Genomic DNA, 15,366 nt, shown 5'->3' with positions numbered 1-15,366 from the left:
AAAGGTGTGCAAAAGTACTACTTTTTTACAGTATTACAAAGTTTTTAACGTGTTGTGTTACAGACTGATTTTTGAGTATTAGTTGGATTTACTATCTGTCTTTAAAAACGATTGGAATACGGATTGAAGGATGGATAATAAAATACTAAATAGAATGGCAGTCCAAATACTTGATACTGAAAAGCCAGAAATAAAGTTGTCTGCGAGTAATATAATTAGCCCATTAACCACAAATAGAAACAATCCCAATGTTATGATAGTAATTGGAAACGTTAAAATAACTAAGATGGGTTTGACTAGTAAGTTTAAGATGGATATTACGGCAGCTACAATTATAGCTGTGGTGTAATTTTCAACAGCGACACCACCTAGAATGTTAGCTAAAAAAAAGACAGCGACTGCATTTAGGAGTAATCTTATTATTAAGTTCATATTAAAGTTTTAATGTTAGACCTTAATTTACAAAATTTGTTACAGCATTATAGAAATCTTCAGGGTTTTCTGCATGTAGCCAATGCCCCGCATTAGAAATAGTTGCAATTATTGCTTGTGGAAAATGATTTTTAATTAAGGTTTCGTCTTGATTACCAATGTATTCACTTTTGTCTCCTCTTAAAAATAAGGTGTCACCGTCAAATTTAGCGTGCAATGGAAGTGCTTCTCCAACTTCAGACACATTTTCTGTTAAAACGTCTAGATTTATTCTTAGGGCTAGTTTTCCTTTTTCTATCCAATACAAGTTTTTTAATAAAAACTGTCGTGTTCCAAAATCAGAGACATAATTAGCTAATTGTTTATCAGCTTGACCTCTGCTTTTTAATACGTCAAAATCTAAACTATTTAATCCTTCTAAGATGGCATCATGATGCACCGGGTAAAAACGTGGCGAAATATCGGCAACAATTAACTTACTTACTAGCTCAGGGTATAAGGTTGCAAAAAGCATGGCTGTTTTTCCACCCATGGAATGCCCTAATACTATGGCGTTTTTAATATTGTGCTGTTCAAAATAGTGTTTTAAATCTTCAGCTAAAGCTTCGTAATAAAAGTGGTCGTCATGAAAACTGCGTCCATGATTACGTTGGTCTACTAGGTGGACCTGGAAATGTTTGGCAAATCGATTACCTAGTGTTTTCCAGTTATCACTCATGCCTAAAAAACCATGAAGAATTACGAATGGTTGGCCTTCACCTATAATATTTGAATGTAACAACATTAATTTTGGATTAAGATTAATTGTTTTTCTTCTCTAACTACTTCAGCTTATTTTTGTACATATTAACCACGTTTTCAATACCTAAATACAAACTCTCTGATATTAAAGCGTGACCTATTGATACTTCTAATAAACTAGGGATGTTTTGTTTAAAAAATTGGATGTTATCTAAAGATAAATCGTGTCCTGCATTTATTCCAAGTCCTAAGCTATTTGCTAATTCTGCACATTTAGTATAAGGTTCAATTGCTTTGTTGTTGCCTAAACTATATTGATGTGCAAAAGCTTCAGTGTATAATTCAATTCTATCAGTCCCCGTGGCTTTAGCGCCTTCTATTTGTGCTAAATCAGGATCTACAAATATGGATGTTCTGATGCCTTTTTTCTTGAACTCGGCAACAACTTCAACTAAAAAGGCTTTATTTTTAATCGTGTCCCAACCAGCGTTACTAGTTAATGTGTCAATGCTATCAGGGACTAAGGTTACTTGTGTTGGTTGCAATTCTAAAACCATATCCATAAATTTCGGGATAGGATTACCTTCGATATTATACTCGGTATGTACAACAGGTTTTAAATCGTAAGCATCTTGATAAGTAATATGACGTTCGTCTGGTCGTGGATGTATAGTCACGCCTTCTGCTCCAAAACGTTGGACGTCTTTTGCAAATTGAACGACGTTGGGAGTGTTGCCACCACGAGAATTTCTTAAAGTGGCAATCTTATTGATATTTACGCTTAATTTTGTCATAACTATACTAGAATTTAAATCACAAAAATACAAAGTATAAGAGGCTTTTTGTTCTAATTTTTAATTAATTTGCAAAACAAAAGTTTTTCTAAAATGAATCTTCCAGATTACGTAATAAACGATATAAAACCATTGCTTAACACAGGTTTGGTTAGTGATTTGCAATTGCTGTTTAATCAATTAACTTATTCTCATATACCAATAAAAAACGAAGACGGCGTCTACTTGGGCTGTATCTCGGAGAATGATGCGCATTGTTTTCAAAAAGTTGAGGTTATTTCTGATTGTGCGTATGCTACAGAAGGTTTTTTTGTAAGAGATGATACTAATTGGCTGGATGTTTTAGAAGCTTTTGCACAAAATTCGACTAATATTATGCCGGTTTTAGATAGTAATAGTAAGTATTTAGGCTATTACGAACTTAATGATATTATTGGTTTGTTTAATGAAACGCCATTTTTTGCCGAGAATGGAGCCGTTTTAATTATTGAAAAAGGATTGCCTGATTATTCGTTTAGCGAAATAAGTCAAATTGTAGAAAGTAATGATGGTAAATTATATGGTGCTTTTATTTCTAAAATAGAAAACGATATTGCTCAGATTACATTAAAAATAGGTAATGTTGGTCTAAGCGAAATTATGCAAACCTTTAGACGTTATAGTTATAATATCGTTTCGGGACATGAAGAAGATAGTTATATTGATGCTTTAAAGGAACGCTCGGATTATCTTAATAAATACTTAAACATGTAATGATGAAGGTTGCTATTTTTAGTCAGTTTCAGAAAAAAAAGCCATTAGCATCACTAGAAGTGTTGCTAGACGTGTTAGAAAAAAAGAAAATAGAAGTTGTTATTGAAGCCGCTTTTTATAAAGGGGTGTCGCCAAGCATAAAATCAGAATATAATACGTTTTCAATGCTAGATAATAGTTTTGATTTTTTAGTTAGTATTGGAGGAGATGGTACTATTTTACGTGCGATAACTGTCGTTGGAGATTTAAATATTCCTATTGTTGGTATAAATACAGGGCGTCTAGGTTTTTTGGCTACCATACAAATTGAAGACATTGAAACGGCGATACATCGCATTTTAGAAAAAAAATATTCTATTTCAGAACGAAGCTTGTTAACGATTGAAAGTTCTGAGGATAATTCAGAAATTAATACCTGTAATTTTGCTTTAAATGAAATAGCGGTTAGTAGAAAAAACACAACGTCTATGATTACGGTTGAAACCGAATTAAATGGCGAGTATCTAACGTCGTATTGGAGTGATGGTTTAATTATATCAACACCAACAGGATCTACAGGGTATTCTTTAAGTTGTGGGGGGCCAGTAATAACCCCTAATACAACTAGTTTAGTTTTGACACCAATTGCGCCGCATAATTTAAGTGCAAGACCTCTGGTTATTGATGATTCTACTGTAATTACTCTAAAAGTAGATGGAAGAGAGAAAAAGCATTTAGTATCTATGGATTCTAGAATTGCGACCCTTTCAAATAGGACTACAATGACCATTAAAAAGGCACCTTTTACTATTAAAATGATCGTGCTAAACAACGAAACTTTTCTGGATACACTCCGAAAAAAACTACTTTGGGGAGAAGACAAACGTAATTAAACAATAAATTGCTGTTAAATCTGTTTTTAAGTGTAACTATTTCAATCAAATTGTTATAGACTAGTCTTATTTATTATATTTGCAAACTTTGAAGATTTATGAAGCAGTTAACCTTAGTAATACTAACATTTTTTGGCATACAGTATAGTAGTGCACAAATCAACGAATTTGGGTTGTATTTGGGTGGTGCTAATTTTGTAGGAGATGTGGGCGCTACTGATTATATCGCTCCAAACCAATTGGCAATAGGGGCTATATATAAATGGAACAGAAGCCCGAGGCATTCTTACAGGGTCTCTTTAACTTTTGCAGAATTAGAAGGTGTTGATAAAAACTCAGACGATCCTAGTCGACAGTTAAGAGGGTTAGAGTTTAATAATCAAATTATAGAATTATCGGCAGGTGTCGAGTTTACTTTTTTTGACTTTAATTTACACGAGGGTGGGTTTGTCTCTACACCATATCTATCTACAGGTATAAGTGCAACGCAACACGACGATTTTTACTATAATAGTTTAGGAGAGGTAACGTCCAATGACGATACTAATATTGCTTTGGGCATTCCAATGATAATAGGGTTTAAAGCTTTGGTTACTTCTAATATAATTCTAGCTTTAGAAGTAGGTGCGCGGTATACTTTTTCGGATAACTTAGATGGAAGTGCTCCGGATGCAGAAGAGTTAGCACAAAGACGTTTTGGAAACTTAAATAATAATGATTGGTATATGTTTACAGGAGTAACCTTAACGTATACATTTGGTAAAAACCCTTGTTATTGCGGATATTAATTTGAAAACAGAAAATCACATACAAAAACAGAACCTGCCAAAGCATATCGCCATAATTATGGACGGTAATGGTCGATGGGCTAAAAAGCAAGGTATGTTACGTGCTTTCGGTCATGAGAATGGTACTAAATCTGTGCGCGAAACAGTTGAGGCTTGTGCCGAATTAGGTATAAAACATCTAACATTATATGCGTTTTCTACAGAGAATTGGAAACGTCCCAAATTAGAAGTGGATACTTTAATGAAACTTTTAGTGTCTTCTCTAAAAAAAGAAATTAAAACGCTTTTAGATAACAAAATCAAACTAAAGGCAATTGGTAATCTAGAATCATTACCTAAAAAAGTTTATAAAGAATTACATGAAGTTATTGAATTAACTAAGGATAATACACATATGGATCTGACATTAGCACTTAGCTATGGGTCTAGAGAAGAGTTATTACATGCTGTTAAAGAAATCAGTATTAAAGTTAAAAATAATATAATTTCTACAGAAAATATTGACGAATCGGTATTTAATGCACATCTTTACACGCAGAGTTTACCTGATGTTGATTTACTTATAAGGACAAGTGGAGAGCAACGTATTAGTAATTTTTTGTTGTGGCAGATAGCCTATGCAGAATTATATTTTACACCAGTACTTTGGCCGGACTTTACAAAGAAACACTTAAATGAAGCTATTACAGAATATCAAAAAAGAGAACGACGATTTGGGAAAACAAGTGAACAACTTAGCTAAACAATTACCATTGAAAACAATATTAAACTACACTTTGTTTGTATTTGCATTTTTAAGTACAATAACAATAAGCGCTCAAGATTTAAGTTACGAAAACGGTAAGAAATATAATCTAGCAGAAATTACAGTTAAAGGAAATACAAGCTTTAGCGAACAGACTATAATTACGTATTCCGGTTTGAAAAAGGGGGCGGAGATTATGATTCCTGGTGAAGAAATTAGCGATGCCATAAAAAAACTATGGAAATCTAATTTGTTTAGTGATATCGAAATGTATTTAGTCAAGGTGGAAGGGGATAGTGCTTTTTTAGAAATTAGATTATCTGATTTACCGGAATTAAAAGAGATTGTAATAACGGGAATTAAAAAGGGTAAACACGAATCTATTTTAAAAGAAAATAAGCTTTTAAAAGGGACAAAAGTTACAGAGAACTTAATAACCACGACAGAAAATTATTTAGAAAGTAAATACAAGAAAGATGGTTTTCTTAATGCTAAGGTTAATGTAAATACTATAGAGGTGGTTAATGACTCAATAGATAAGTCTATTGTTAATATGGTTGTTGCTATTAATAGGGGAGAAAAAGTTAAAGTTAAAGACATAGATTTTGAAGGAAATAGTATTCTAAGTGATAAAAATCTTAGAAAAGCTATGAAAAACACTAAAAAGAAAAATCCTATTAGAGTTTTAAAACGTTCAAAGTTTATTGAAGCAGATTATAAGGAAGATCTTGCTAGTGTAGTTGATAAGTATAAAGAAGTTGGGTATAGAGATGCGAGAATTATTTCTGATTCTCTGATGGATAATAAAGATAAAACAGTATCGTTAAAAATTAAAGTGGAAGAAGGGGAGAAATATACCTTTGGAGAGGTTACTTTTATAGGTAACACCGTGTATTCAGATGATTTTTTGAGAAGAAAATTGCGAATAGAAAAAGGGGATACTTATAATGGTGTTGAACTTCAGAAGCGTATAGCTGATGAGACAAAGCCAGATGGAGATGACCTAACCAACTTATATCAAAATAATGGTTATTTATTTTCAACAATCAATCCTGTAGAGATTAATGCCGATGGAAACGTCATTGATATGGAAATTAGAATTTCAGAAGGTAAAGCAGTGTATTTTGATAAGGTATCAGTTGTTGGTAATCAAAAAACTAATGACCATGTAATTTACAGAGAGATTAGAACAAGACCAGGGGAATTATATAGTAAAGAAAATGTAGTACGAACTATTAGAGAACTTAGCCAATTGGGATTCTTTGATGCAGAACAATTATCTCCCAATTTTAAAAACCCTAATCCTGAAGAAGGAACTATAGATATGGAGTATGCTGTAGTAGAGTCTGGATCTAGTCAAATAGAACTTCAAGGAGGATATGGAGGTGGAGGTTTTATTGGTACTTTAGGACTGTCTTTTAATAACTTTTCTATAAAAGATTTATTTAAAAAGGATGCTTATAAGCCAATACCTTCAGGAGATGGCCAGAAATTAGCTTTGCGTTTACAAGCTAGTCGTTTTTTTCAAACTTACAGTTTTTCATTTTCAGAACCTTGGCTTGGGGGGAAAAAACCAGTCCAGTTTTCAACATCTATTTCGCAAACAAAACAATTCTTGTATGATGCAAGTACTGGAAATGCAGATAAAGATAGTCGCTTTAATATTACGGGTATTACATTTGGATTAGCTAAACGTTTATCAATTCCGGATGACTTCTTTACTTTATCTCAAGCCGTAAGTTTTCAACATTATAATTTAAAAAATTATAACACAGGGTTGTTTACGTTTGGAGATGGTTTTTCTAATAACTTATCTTATACTTTAGGGTTAAGTAGAAATAATACGTTTAACGATCCAGTTTTCCCAATGGGAGGATCTAGTTTTTCTGCAACAGCAAAATTTTCTTTACCGTATTCTTTATTTAATAGTACGGATTATGATGCTCTTAAGTCGGAAAGAGATACTAATGAAGCTATAGCTAATGACTCTGAAGTTAACACTATTCTAAGAACAGCAGCAGCCAATAGAGTTAGTGAAATAGATCAAGAACGTTATAAGTGGTTAGAATTTTATAAAATTAAGTTTAAAGGAGATTGGTATACTAGATTGGTGGGTAAATTTGTATTACGTCCAAGTGTAGAATTTGGTTTTCTTGGAGCGTATAATCAAGATAGAGGTGTGATTCCTTTTGAACGTTTCTTTGTTGGTGGTGATGGATTGGGTAGTTATAGTTTAGATGGTAGAGAAGCTGTAGCGCTTCGTGGTTATGCAAATCAAGCACTTTCTTCTTCAGATGGAGGTACTATTTATAATAAGTTTTCTTTAGAATTACGTTATCCAATTACTTTGAAGCAGTCAGCTAAGATATATGCGTTAGGGTTTTTAGAAGCAGGGGGATCTTATGATAATTTTAATGATTATGATCCATTTGCACTGAAGAGATCAGCAGGATTTGGTTTAAGAATTTTTATGCCGGCATTTGGATTATTAGGTATTGATTTTGGACATGGATTTGATCCGCAATTAGGTGAAACTTCAAAGCATGGTTGGGAGACGCACTTTATAATTGGTCAACAGTTTTAATTAATTGTAGTTTACTCTTATAAAACCATTAAATAACAAACATAGTTTTTTATTTTTTTATTTGTGGCACGATATTTTCTAATAACATTACAAGGATTTGATTAAAGAATTGAAGTTTTCAATTAAAATTCGTTATTTTGAAAAAATTAATTCAAAAAAGAACATTGGTTTTATAATCTTTGTGATTAATTTGAGTTTATAATTAAGAAATAATTAAACAAAACCCAAAATGAAATTAAAAGTTCTTATTGTATTGGTTATGCTGTCAGCAGGATTTACTGCTAGTGCCCAACGTGGGGTTAGAATTGGTTATATTGATACTGAATATATTTTAGAAAATATTCCAGAATATACTGAAGCAACAGGCCAATTAGATAGTAAAGTTCAGAAATGGAAAACCGAAATAGAGCGTAAACTAAATGATGTAAAGCTTAAACGTGAGTCGTTGAATAATGAAAAAGCCTTACTGACTAAAGAATTGATTGAAGAGCGTGAAGAGGATCTTGTTTTTGAAGAAAAAGAAATTTTGGATTATCAACAGAAACGGTTTGGTCCTAATGGAGATTTAATGATTCAGAAAAGGCAACTAATGCAACCCGTTCAGGATCAAATTTTTCAGGCTGTTCAAGATATAGCAAAAGCAAAAAAATATGATTTTGTTTTTGATAAGTCGGCGGATGTAGTAATGCTTTATTCTGCAGAGCGTTTTGATATGAGTGAATTAATTATAAGAACAATATCAAGAGCTTCTAAACGTACTCAGGCAAAGAATAAGTCTGAACGAAAAAATGCTAAAGAGGAAGATGTTGTTGTTGAGATTAATGAAGATAAAGAGTCACGTCAAAAAGCAATAGATGATAAGTTAAGTGAAAGAGCGACAGCAGCAGAATTAAGGAAGAAGGAGATTTTAGAGGCAAGGGAAGCTAAGAAAAAAGAAGCGGCAGACAAAAGAGCTAAAATATTAGAAGATCGTGCTAAAGCTAGGGAAGATAAATTAAATGAAAGAGAGGATGATCAAGAAGGACAGGAGAAATCTATTTCTGTCGATGAAGAAAGCAAAGTAGACGAGGGGAATACTCCAAAAACAAGAGAGGAGATCCTAGAAGAAAGAAGATTAAAAAAATTAGCAGACAGGGAAGCAAGACAAGTCGAGCTTGCTGCTAAGAAACAAAAAATCTTAGATGACCGTAAGAAGGCTAAAGAAGAAAGCGAGAGCACAGAGGACGAAGAAAACTAAGACAAATACAAATATTTATAACACACAAATACTATTTTAAAAATGAAACAGATCAAGACACTTTTATTTGCTGCAGCCTTATTTATTGGGGGGACAAGTTTTACTAGCGCTCAAACTAAATTAGCACACATTGATACACAAAAACTTGTAGCATCAATGCCGGCAATGACAGCTGCTAAGGCAGAAATGGAAAAGATGAGTAAAACTTTTGAGGCTGATATTAAGGAAATGATGACCGAATACCAATCTAAAGCAAAATTATATGAAGGAGAGGCTGCTACTAAAACAAATGAGCAGAATCAATCTCGTGGTGAAGAATTGCAAGGAATGCAACAAAGTATTCGTCAATTTCAAGCAGATGCTCAAACGCAATTACAGAAAAAAGAATTTGACTTATTAAAGCCTATTACTGATAAAGCTAAAGCAGCTATTTTAAAGGTAGGGGCTGCTCAAGGTTTTAATTATGTATTAGATGCTTCTGAAGGTTCTGGTGTAATTATGGCAGCAGGAAAAGATTTAATGAGTGATGTACAAAAAGAATTAGGATTTTAAGTAAAATTCCTTTCAAATTTAAATTAAGCTGTCTAACTTTAGACAGCTTTTTTTATGCTTAATTATTATGAATAAACAACCCATAGGTATTTTTGATTCTGGAGTAGGTGGAACATCTATTTGGAGCGCAATCCATGCGTTACTGCCTAATGAAAACACTATTTACCTTGCCGATAGTGTTAATGCACCTTACGGTCCTAAAGGAAAAGAAGCTATTTTAGCCCTTTCTATAAAAAACACGGAGTATTTGCTTAGTCAGAATTGTAAGCTTATTGTAGTGGCTTGTAATACGGCCACAACGAATGCTATTGGTTATTTAAGAGAACATTATAATGTTCCTATTATTGGTATCGAACCAGCAATAAAACCTGCAGCTTTACAGACGCAAACTAAGGCCATAGGCGTCTTAGCAACTAGAGGTACCTTAAGCAGTGAATTATTTTGTAATACCACACAGCTTTACAGTAATGGTATTAAGATAATAGAGCAGGAAGGAGAAGGTATAGTGCAATTAATAGAAAGTGGTCAAATTAATTCTCCTCAAATGGTGGAGTTGCTTAAAGGGTATCTTAAACCAATGCTGGAGGCTAATATTGATTATTTAGTATTGGGGTGCACACATTATCCTTATTTGATAGATCAATTAGTCAATATGTTACCTAATAATGTTAAAATAATAGATTCTGGTGCGGCAGTAGCAAGACAGACTAAAACTGTTTTAGAAGAATTTGAATTATCGAACACCACGATTACAGGTCCAAATTTAAAGTTCTTTTCTAATGGTAATCCTGAAGTTATGCGTGTCTTATTAAAAAAAAGATATAAAGTAGAGTATTTAAAATTTTAATTAAATAGGATAGTCGTTTCATTCTTGGTTTAAGTGAAGGTGGTTTTAGTGCCAGTTATTATAAAAGATAATAAACTACAGAGATAAATTTAGTCAAGAACACTTAAGAGCCTTCTATTAAATTTATGTATTGTAATAATCTAAATTTAAGACAACAAAAAAACCACGACATTTATAAATGCGTGGTTTTTTTATATAAAATAAAAAGTTATTAGATATTCTCTGCGTCTCTAAGACCTTGAATATAACTAGCTTTCTGAATCTGACGTCTGTTCTTTACAGATGGTTTTGTAAAGTATTGCTTGTCTCTTAAGTTTTGCATAACTTTTACATTTCTGTGCTTACGTTTGTAACGTTTAAGTGCACGTTCTATGTTTTCACCTTCTTTAATTTCAATTCTTAACATATCTAAATTTTAAATCTGGTGCAAATATCAATTAAATTAAAATATAATTCAAATTAATAATGCACTTTTTTTTGTTATTTAATATACAAAGCAATATTTAGGTTTATCCTAAATATGTTTTTAGTATTTTACTTTTTGAAGTTTGACGTAAACGTCTGATTCCTTTTTCTCTAATTTGTCTTACACGCTCACGTGTTAAGTCAAATGTACGTCCAATTTCGTCTAAAGTCATCGCAGGTTGATTGCTTAATCCAAAATTAAGTCTAATCACATCGCTTTCTCTAGGTGTTAACGTTTCTAATGCTCTGTCAATCTCTGTGTTTAAAGATTCGCGCATTAAGTTGTTATCTGGATTTGGAGACTCGTTAGAGCTTACTAAATCATAAAGACTATAGTCTTCACCTTCTTTTAAAGGCGCATCCATAGAGACGTGTCTACTTGAAATCTTCATAGATTGTTTAACGTCACTAATTGTTAAATCAAGTTCTTTCGCAATTTCAGAGGCACTTGGAGGTCTTTGATTGACTTGCTCTAAGTGAGAGGTTACTTTTCGGATTTTATTAATAGATCCAATTTTGTTTAATGGTAATCTAACAATTCTAGATTGCTCTGCTAAAGCAGATAATATAGCTTGTCTAATCCACCAAACGGCGTAGGATATAAATTTAAACCCTCTGGTTTCATCAAAACGTTTTGCTGCTTTAACTAATCCAGCGTTACCTTCATTTATTAAATCGGGTAAAGTTAAACCTTGATTTTGATATTGCTTCGCAACAGAGACCACAAAACGTAAGTTAGCAGTAGTCAATAAATCCAAAGATTTCTGACAACCTTCCCTTATTTTTTGGGCTAGTTCTACTTCTTCCTCAGCAGTAATCATAGGAAGCTTGCTTATATCTTGTAAGTATTTATCTAGTGATTTTGATTCACGGTTGGTAACTTGCTTGGTAATTTTTAATTGCCTCATTCAGTCCAAATTGTTTTAATGTTATAGATACAATCTAATGCTTTTTTTGACATTTCCAAATATTTAACACTTTCTTTTTAAAAAAGGGCTCAAACGATTAAAATTCATTAAAAAAAATCGTACAACCAATTAAATTTTGTTAAAGTTTGTAAATTACTCTTTTGTCTTCTTTTTTCCAAACAAACCATTAAGCGCATCCTTGACTTTGTCTTTAGGAGTGTTGTCTTCTGTTTTGGTAGTGTCTTTAGGAGTGTTAGTATTATTTATTATACCTCCTAGTAGGTCTTTAACTCCACTGCCACTTTGTGTTCCTGTACTGTCTTTAGGTGTGTTACTTCCTAAAAGGTTCCCCACTACATCTGTTAGTTTATCTTTTCCTTTGTTTAAAAGCTTTTGTTTTTCAATTTCAATCAATTGTGCGGTTAGATTTTTTACACCACTTGTTAAATCGGTTTGTACGTTTGGTTTTAACGTGTTTCCTGAAATAGTTGCAGTAACAGGAATGGTAATCGTGTTCACCGCTGGATCATTAATTTTATTAATTAGACCAGTTACATCACTACCTAGGTATTTTGCAGGAACGTCTAAAACGACTTTATAATTCATGGTATTACTAAAAGTGTGTGATCCATCTATTGTCATTTTAATATCGTTGTATTTTATGTCAAAAGGCTTAACAGTGACTTGACCATTATCAAAAGATAATTTAGTGGTTAAATCTTTTAAGTCTAGTTTACTAAAGTCTAAAAAGGTCAATTTACTTTCTAACATAGAAAATAGCTGTTCATTTTTAGGTTCAATTTTTGTGGTCATTAATTCCGCGAAAGCGTCGCCTGAAATGCTATTTAAAAGTGGCGTAAAGTCTTCGCCTAAACTTCCAGATAGATTAATAGTACTGTTTAGTTTACCTTGTAAAACTTTTGTAATTGGTGCTAATGCTTGTAATAAATGTAAATCAGTAAATGATTGTGCAATGTCAAAATTTTTGGCGCCAACATTCATGTTAAAGGTTGGTCTAGCAGTTTTTGTATCTACAAGACCTTCTAAAGTTAGATTACCATTAAAAATACTTGATGTTACATTGTTAAGTTGCGCTTTTTCGTCAGCTATTTTAAGTTGTCCTTTGACGTCTTTTAATATTAGATTGTCATAGTATACAGCTTTTGCATCAGCCGTAATAGTACAGTCTAAAAAAGCAGGTATCTTTAAGGCTGTTGCAGGTTCTGCACTTTGATTGATTGGCGCATCGCTACCACCTTCAGCCATAAAATCACTTATCTTAAAGACATTAGATTTTAGATTAAAATTTCCTGTAAGTTTTTGGTCGCTTAATAAAAAACCAAGTAAGTTATTAATCGTTCCAGTTGCATTTAAATCGGTGTCTCCTGTTTTTGCAATAAAATTGTCTAGCGTAATAGTTCCAGGATTAAAGTTGACGGAAGCTTGCGTGATGTTTAATGGATTAACAATGTCTGCTGAAGAAAACACGAAATCTGATAAGCTCAGAGATCCGCTGTTTTTTATACGGTCATACGCATTGGTTTCAATAGCATTCATATCAAAACTAGTGTTAAGTTTTGCTTTTAAGATTCCTTTTAATTCGTTTTCTAGTTCTATCGGATACGCTTTTGTAAGATTACCTAAGTTTAAAACACCATCTATATTAGCATTAACTAACATGTTTTTGGTTAAATTTTTAATGGAAGCCGAACTTTTAAATTCGTCTTGGTCAATTTTAAAATTCAGTGTATTAATATTCACATAAGTATCATCCACATTACCTGTATCGTTTTTTATTTGTGTATTAATGGTTATGTTTTCAACACGTTTAGGTAAATCTGCAAACTTAAAGGAAGCATTGTTAGATAGTATGTTTATATCTAAAGTTGGGATTTTAGTTTCTGTAACCTCTCCTTTAACTACACCATTAATTTTAAAACTACCTGTGGTGTCAACATCATCTAAGTTTTTTGCATATGCTTTTGGAATCACAGCTAGAAAATCCTTAAATGTAGATCCTGGGTTTTCAAAACTAATATCGATATTCTGACCAGCTTCGGTTAATTGGACAAACCCTTTAAATTCGATTGGTAGATTGTTAATTACAGCCTTATTGTCCTTAAAAGTGTATTTACTATTGGTTAAGTCTAAACCTATTAAAGCATCTAGCTTTAAGCTGTTATTGCTTAAATATTCGGTGCTATCAAGGCTAAATGAAACATTAGCTTCGGTTTTTGTGTCCAATTCTGAAACATCACCAGAAAATCGTCCGTTACCAGAATGATTTAAATCGGCGATATTAAATATGGTATTTGTGCTTTGGTCTAAATAGTTAAAGGCACTTTTTTTAATGCTGTAATTTTCGATGTCAAAAGCAAAACCTTTACTTTTAGTTGTTTCAGAAGCTGTGTTAGTATCACTGGTTTTGGCGATATCCCAATTTGCTTGTCCTTCTGTATTGGTTTTTAGATTAATTATTGCTTCGTCAATGGCTATGGTATTAACGATAATTGGATCTTCTGATGAATTTTTAAACAATTCTTTTATCGACATATCAAGCGACAGTAACTTAACTTTAGCAAGCGTATCATTTTCGAAGGGAGCTAAATTTGTTATAATTAAATTGTCTAATGTGACATTAGCTTGAGGGAAGCTACTTATGAAACTTAAATTAACATCGTCAAAACTGACTTTAGCGTTTACATTGTCGTTGATGTAATTACGCACCATGTCTTTTATTTGGTTTTGGAATATAAATGGGCTTGCAACCAATAATGCAACAATTATTAGTAATGATATACCTGCGATTTTAAGTTTTTTCTTCATAAAATATTTAAGTTTTTCTTCAATCTATTTACGTGTATTTCTATTAAATAGTTGTTTATACAAAAGTATTTAATAAAAATTTAGGATTCGTTAAAGTAGTTGTAATTCTTCATTAGGGTTTAGTTTAAAGCGTTTTCTGAATAGATAAACACCTAAATATAGAAAGGGAGTATCTAGAATAGCAATCAAAACTTTAAAAATAAAACCACTTATAAGTAAGCCTGTAAATCGGTCCCATGGTATTTCTCCAAATGAGCACAATAGAATCAAGACGGAGAAGGTATCTACAAATTGTGATAAAAAGGTTGAAAAGTTATTACGCAACCATAGATGTTTCCCTTTAGTGATGCGTTTCCAAAAATGATAAATTTGAATATCTACTAATTGAGCGAGAAGATAAGCCATCATGCTAGCAAATACCGCGATGATGGTATTTCCAAAAACGTTGGTAAACAAGCTGTCGCTAACAGGAGACCAATTTGTCGCAGGTACAGAATTGGCTGTAAACACAATGAGTAATGAAAAAATTGAAGCAAAAATACCGCCTATAACAATTTGGTTTGCACGCTTTTTGCCATATATTTCACTGATTAGATCTGTGATTAAAAAAGTAATAGGATAAGGGAGGATGCCAACGGAAATCTCAAATAATTTAGCGCCAAAAAGGGTTATGTTAAATGGGTGCCAGTAAAAAAATTTTTGGAATATTAGATTGGAAACAACTAAAGAGGTTATAAAAAGCCCACCTAGAAGTAAATAGATTTTTTGAGCAAGTAATTTGTCTTTTAAGGTCATAAAAACTTATTAACAGATTTGATAAAG

At 32.4% G+C, this 15,366-nt stretch carries 15 protein-coding genes; 8 read left to right on the top strand and 7 right to left on the bottom strand.

The genetic code is table 11. The features are described from left to right. Positions 1-78 precede the first annotated feature (78 nt). The 3 genes from H0I26_RS00560 to H0I26_RS00550 are packed head-to-tail and all read right to left on the bottom strand — an operon-like array spanning position 79 to position 1,967. Positions 79-432, bottom strand: a complete 354-nt coding sequence (locus H0I26_RS00560; protein ID WP_218700563.1) for a phage holin family protein — start codon at positions 430-432, stop codon at positions 79-81. Between the two features lie 22 nt (positions 433-454). Beyond that, the gene (locus H0I26_RS00555; protein ID WP_218700562.1) at positions 455-1,216 is read right to left on the bottom strand and encodes an alpha/beta fold hydrolase; all 762 of its coding nucleotides are present in this window, start codon (positions 1,214-1,216) and stop codon (positions 455-457) included. A 37-nt stretch (positions 1,217-1,253) separates the two neighbouring features. Then, positions 1,254-1,967, bottom strand: coding sequence for a pyridoxine 5'-phosphate synthase (locus H0I26_RS00550; RefSeq protein WP_218700561.1), 714 nt, complete (start codon positions 1,965-1,967; stop codon positions 1,254-1,256). A 93-nt stretch (positions 1,968-2,060) separates the two neighbouring features. Between H0I26_RS00550 and H0I26_RS00545 the strand changes: the two genes are divergently transcribed. The 8 genes from H0I26_RS00545 (at position 2,061) to murI (ending at position 10,345) form a co-directional block, all read left to right on the top strand. Further along, positions 2,061-2,720, top strand: coding sequence for a CBS domain-containing protein (locus H0I26_RS00545; protein WP_218700560.1), 660 nt, complete (start codon positions 2,061-2,063; stop codon positions 2,718-2,720). A 2-nt stretch (positions 2,721-2,722) separates the two neighbouring features. Then, entirely contained in the window at positions 2,723-3,592 is an 870-nt protein-coding gene (locus tag H0I26_RS00540) for an NAD kinase (RefSeq protein ID WP_218702002.1), read from the top strand. Positions 3,593-3,690: 98 nt separating this feature from the next. After that, complete coding sequence (locus H0I26_RS00535) at positions 3,691-4,380, top strand: DUF6089 family protein (RefSeq protein WP_218700559.1); 690 nt, start codon at positions 3,691-3,693, stop codon at positions 4,378-4,380. Positions 4,381-4,438: 58 nt separating this feature from the next. Beyond that, positions 4,439-5,122, top strand: a complete 684-nt coding sequence (locus H0I26_RS00530; RefSeq protein WP_232735174.1) for an isoprenyl transferase — start codon at positions 4,439-4,441, stop codon at positions 5,120-5,122. After that, entirely contained in the window at positions 5,055-7,709 is a 2,655-nt protein-coding gene (locus H0I26_RS00525; RefSeq protein WP_218700558.1) for an outer membrane protein assembly factor, read from the top strand. The genes H0I26_RS00530 and H0I26_RS00525 overlap by 68 nt, the downstream gene beginning before the upstream one ends. 229 nt (positions 7,710-7,938) lie before the next feature. Beyond that, positions 7,939-8,946 (top strand): OmpH family outer membrane protein, encoded by a 1,008-nt coding sequence (locus H0I26_RS00520; protein ID WP_218700557.1) that lies wholly within the window; start codon positions 7,939-7,941, stop codon positions 8,944-8,946. Between the two features lie 42 nt (positions 8,947-8,988). Next, positions 8,989-9,498: an OmpH family outer membrane protein gene (locus tag H0I26_RS00515; RefSeq protein WP_218700556.1), complete on the top strand. Its 510-nt coding sequence runs from the start codon at positions 8,989-8,991 to the stop codon at positions 9,496-9,498. 67 nt (positions 9,499-9,565) lie between these two features. Beyond that, the gene (murI, locus tag H0I26_RS00510) at positions 9,566-10,345 is read left to right on the top strand and encodes a glutamate racemase (protein ID WP_218700555.1); all 780 of its coding nucleotides are present in this window, start codon (positions 9,566-9,568) and stop codon (positions 10,343-10,345) included. 211 nt (positions 10,346-10,556) lie between these two features. Here the strand turns inward: murI and rpsU are convergent, their stop codons facing one another. From rpsU to H0I26_RS00490, 4 genes are all read right to left on the bottom strand, one after another. Next, the gene (gene rpsU / locus H0I26_RS00505) at positions 10,557-10,751 is read right to left on the bottom strand and encodes a 30S ribosomal protein S21 (protein ID WP_090841842.1); all 195 of its coding nucleotides are present in this window, start codon (positions 10,749-10,751) and stop codon (positions 10,557-10,559) included. A 103-nt stretch (positions 10,752-10,854) separates the two neighbouring features. Continuing rightward, positions 10,855-11,718 carry an RNA polymerase sigma factor RpoD/SigA gene (locus H0I26_RS00500; protein ID WP_101015307.1) on the bottom strand — a complete coding sequence of 288 codons (864 nt, stop codon included), beginning with the start codon at positions 11,716-11,718 and terminating at the stop codon, positions 10,855-10,857. 153 nt (positions 11,719-11,871) lie between these two features. Next, positions 11,872-14,544 carry an AsmA-like C-terminal region-containing protein gene (locus tag H0I26_RS00495; RefSeq protein ID WP_218700554.1) on the bottom strand — a complete coding sequence of 891 codons (2,673 nt, stop codon included), beginning with the start codon at positions 14,542-14,544 and terminating at the stop codon, positions 11,872-11,874. A gap of 90 nt (positions 14,545-14,634) precedes the next feature. Then, positions 14,635-15,339 (bottom strand): queuosine precursor transporter, encoded by a 705-nt coding sequence (locus H0I26_RS00490; protein ID WP_218700553.1) that lies wholly within the window; start codon positions 15,337-15,339, stop codon positions 14,635-14,637. Positions 15,340-15,366 lie beyond the last annotated feature (27 nt).

The sequence above is a fragment of the Olleya sp. HaHaR_3_96 genome (assembly GCF_019278545.1).
GTDB lineage: Bacteria > Bacteroidota > Bacteroidia > Flavobacteriales > Flavobacteriaceae > Olleya.
This window is presented reverse-complemented; position numbering and strand designations above follow the sequence as displayed.

Excerpts from the sequence above, each read along its gene's own strand:
- H0I26_RS00560 (WP_218700563.1), bottom strand. The coding sequence starts at position 432 with ATGAACTTAATAATAAGATTACTCCTAAATGCAGTCGCTGTCTTTTTT.
- H0I26_RS00555 (WP_218700562.1), bottom strand. The coding sequence starts at position 1,216 with ATGTTGTTACATTCAAATATTATAGGTGAAGGCCAACCATTCGTAATT.
- H0I26_RS00550 (WP_218700561.1), bottom strand. The coding sequence starts at position 1,967 with ATGACAAAATTAAGCGTAAATATCAATAAGATTGCCACTTTAAGAAAT.
- H0I26_RS00545 (WP_218700560.1), top strand. The coding sequence starts at position 2,061 with ATGAATCTTCCAGATTACGTAATAAACGATATAAAACCATTGCTTAAC.
- H0I26_RS00540 (WP_218702002.1), top strand. The coding sequence starts at position 2,723 with ATGAAGGTTGCTATTTTTAGTCAGTTTCAGAAAAAAAAGCCATTAGCA.
- H0I26_RS00535 (WP_218700559.1), top strand. The coding sequence starts at position 3,691 with ATGAAGCAGTTAACCTTAGTAATACTAACATTTTTTGGCATACAGTAT.
- H0I26_RS00530 (WP_232735174.1), top strand. The coding sequence starts at position 4,439 with ATGGACGGTAATGGTCGATGGGCTAAAAAGCAAGGTATGTTACGTGCT.
- H0I26_RS00525 (WP_218700558.1), top strand. The coding sequence starts at position 5,055 with ATGAAGCTATTACAGAATATCAAAAAAGAGAACGACGATTTGGGAAAA.
- H0I26_RS00520 (WP_218700557.1), top strand. The coding sequence starts at position 7,939 with ATGAAATTAAAAGTTCTTATTGTATTGGTTATGCTGTCAGCAGGATTT.
- H0I26_RS00515 (WP_218700556.1), top strand. The coding sequence starts at position 8,989 with ATGAAACAGATCAAGACACTTTTATTTGCTGCAGCCTTATTTATTGGG.
- murI (WP_218700555.1), top strand. The coding sequence starts at position 9,566 with ATGAATAAACAACCCATAGGTATTTTTGATTCTGGAGTAGGTGGAACA.
- rpsU (WP_090841842.1), bottom strand. The coding sequence starts at position 10,751 with ATGTTAAGAATTGAAATTAAAGAAGGTGAAAACATAGAACGTGCACTT.
- H0I26_RS00500 (WP_101015307.1), bottom strand. The coding sequence starts at position 11,718 with ATGAGGCAATTAAAAATTACCAAGCAAGTTACCAACCGTGAATCAAAA.
- H0I26_RS00495 (WP_218700554.1), bottom strand. The coding sequence starts at position 14,544 with ATGAAGAAAAAACTTAAAATCGCAGGTATATCATTACTAATAATTGTT.
- H0I26_RS00490 (WP_218700553.1), bottom strand. The coding sequence starts at position 15,339 with ATGACCTTAAAAGACAAATTACTTGCTCAAAAAATCTATTTACTTCTA.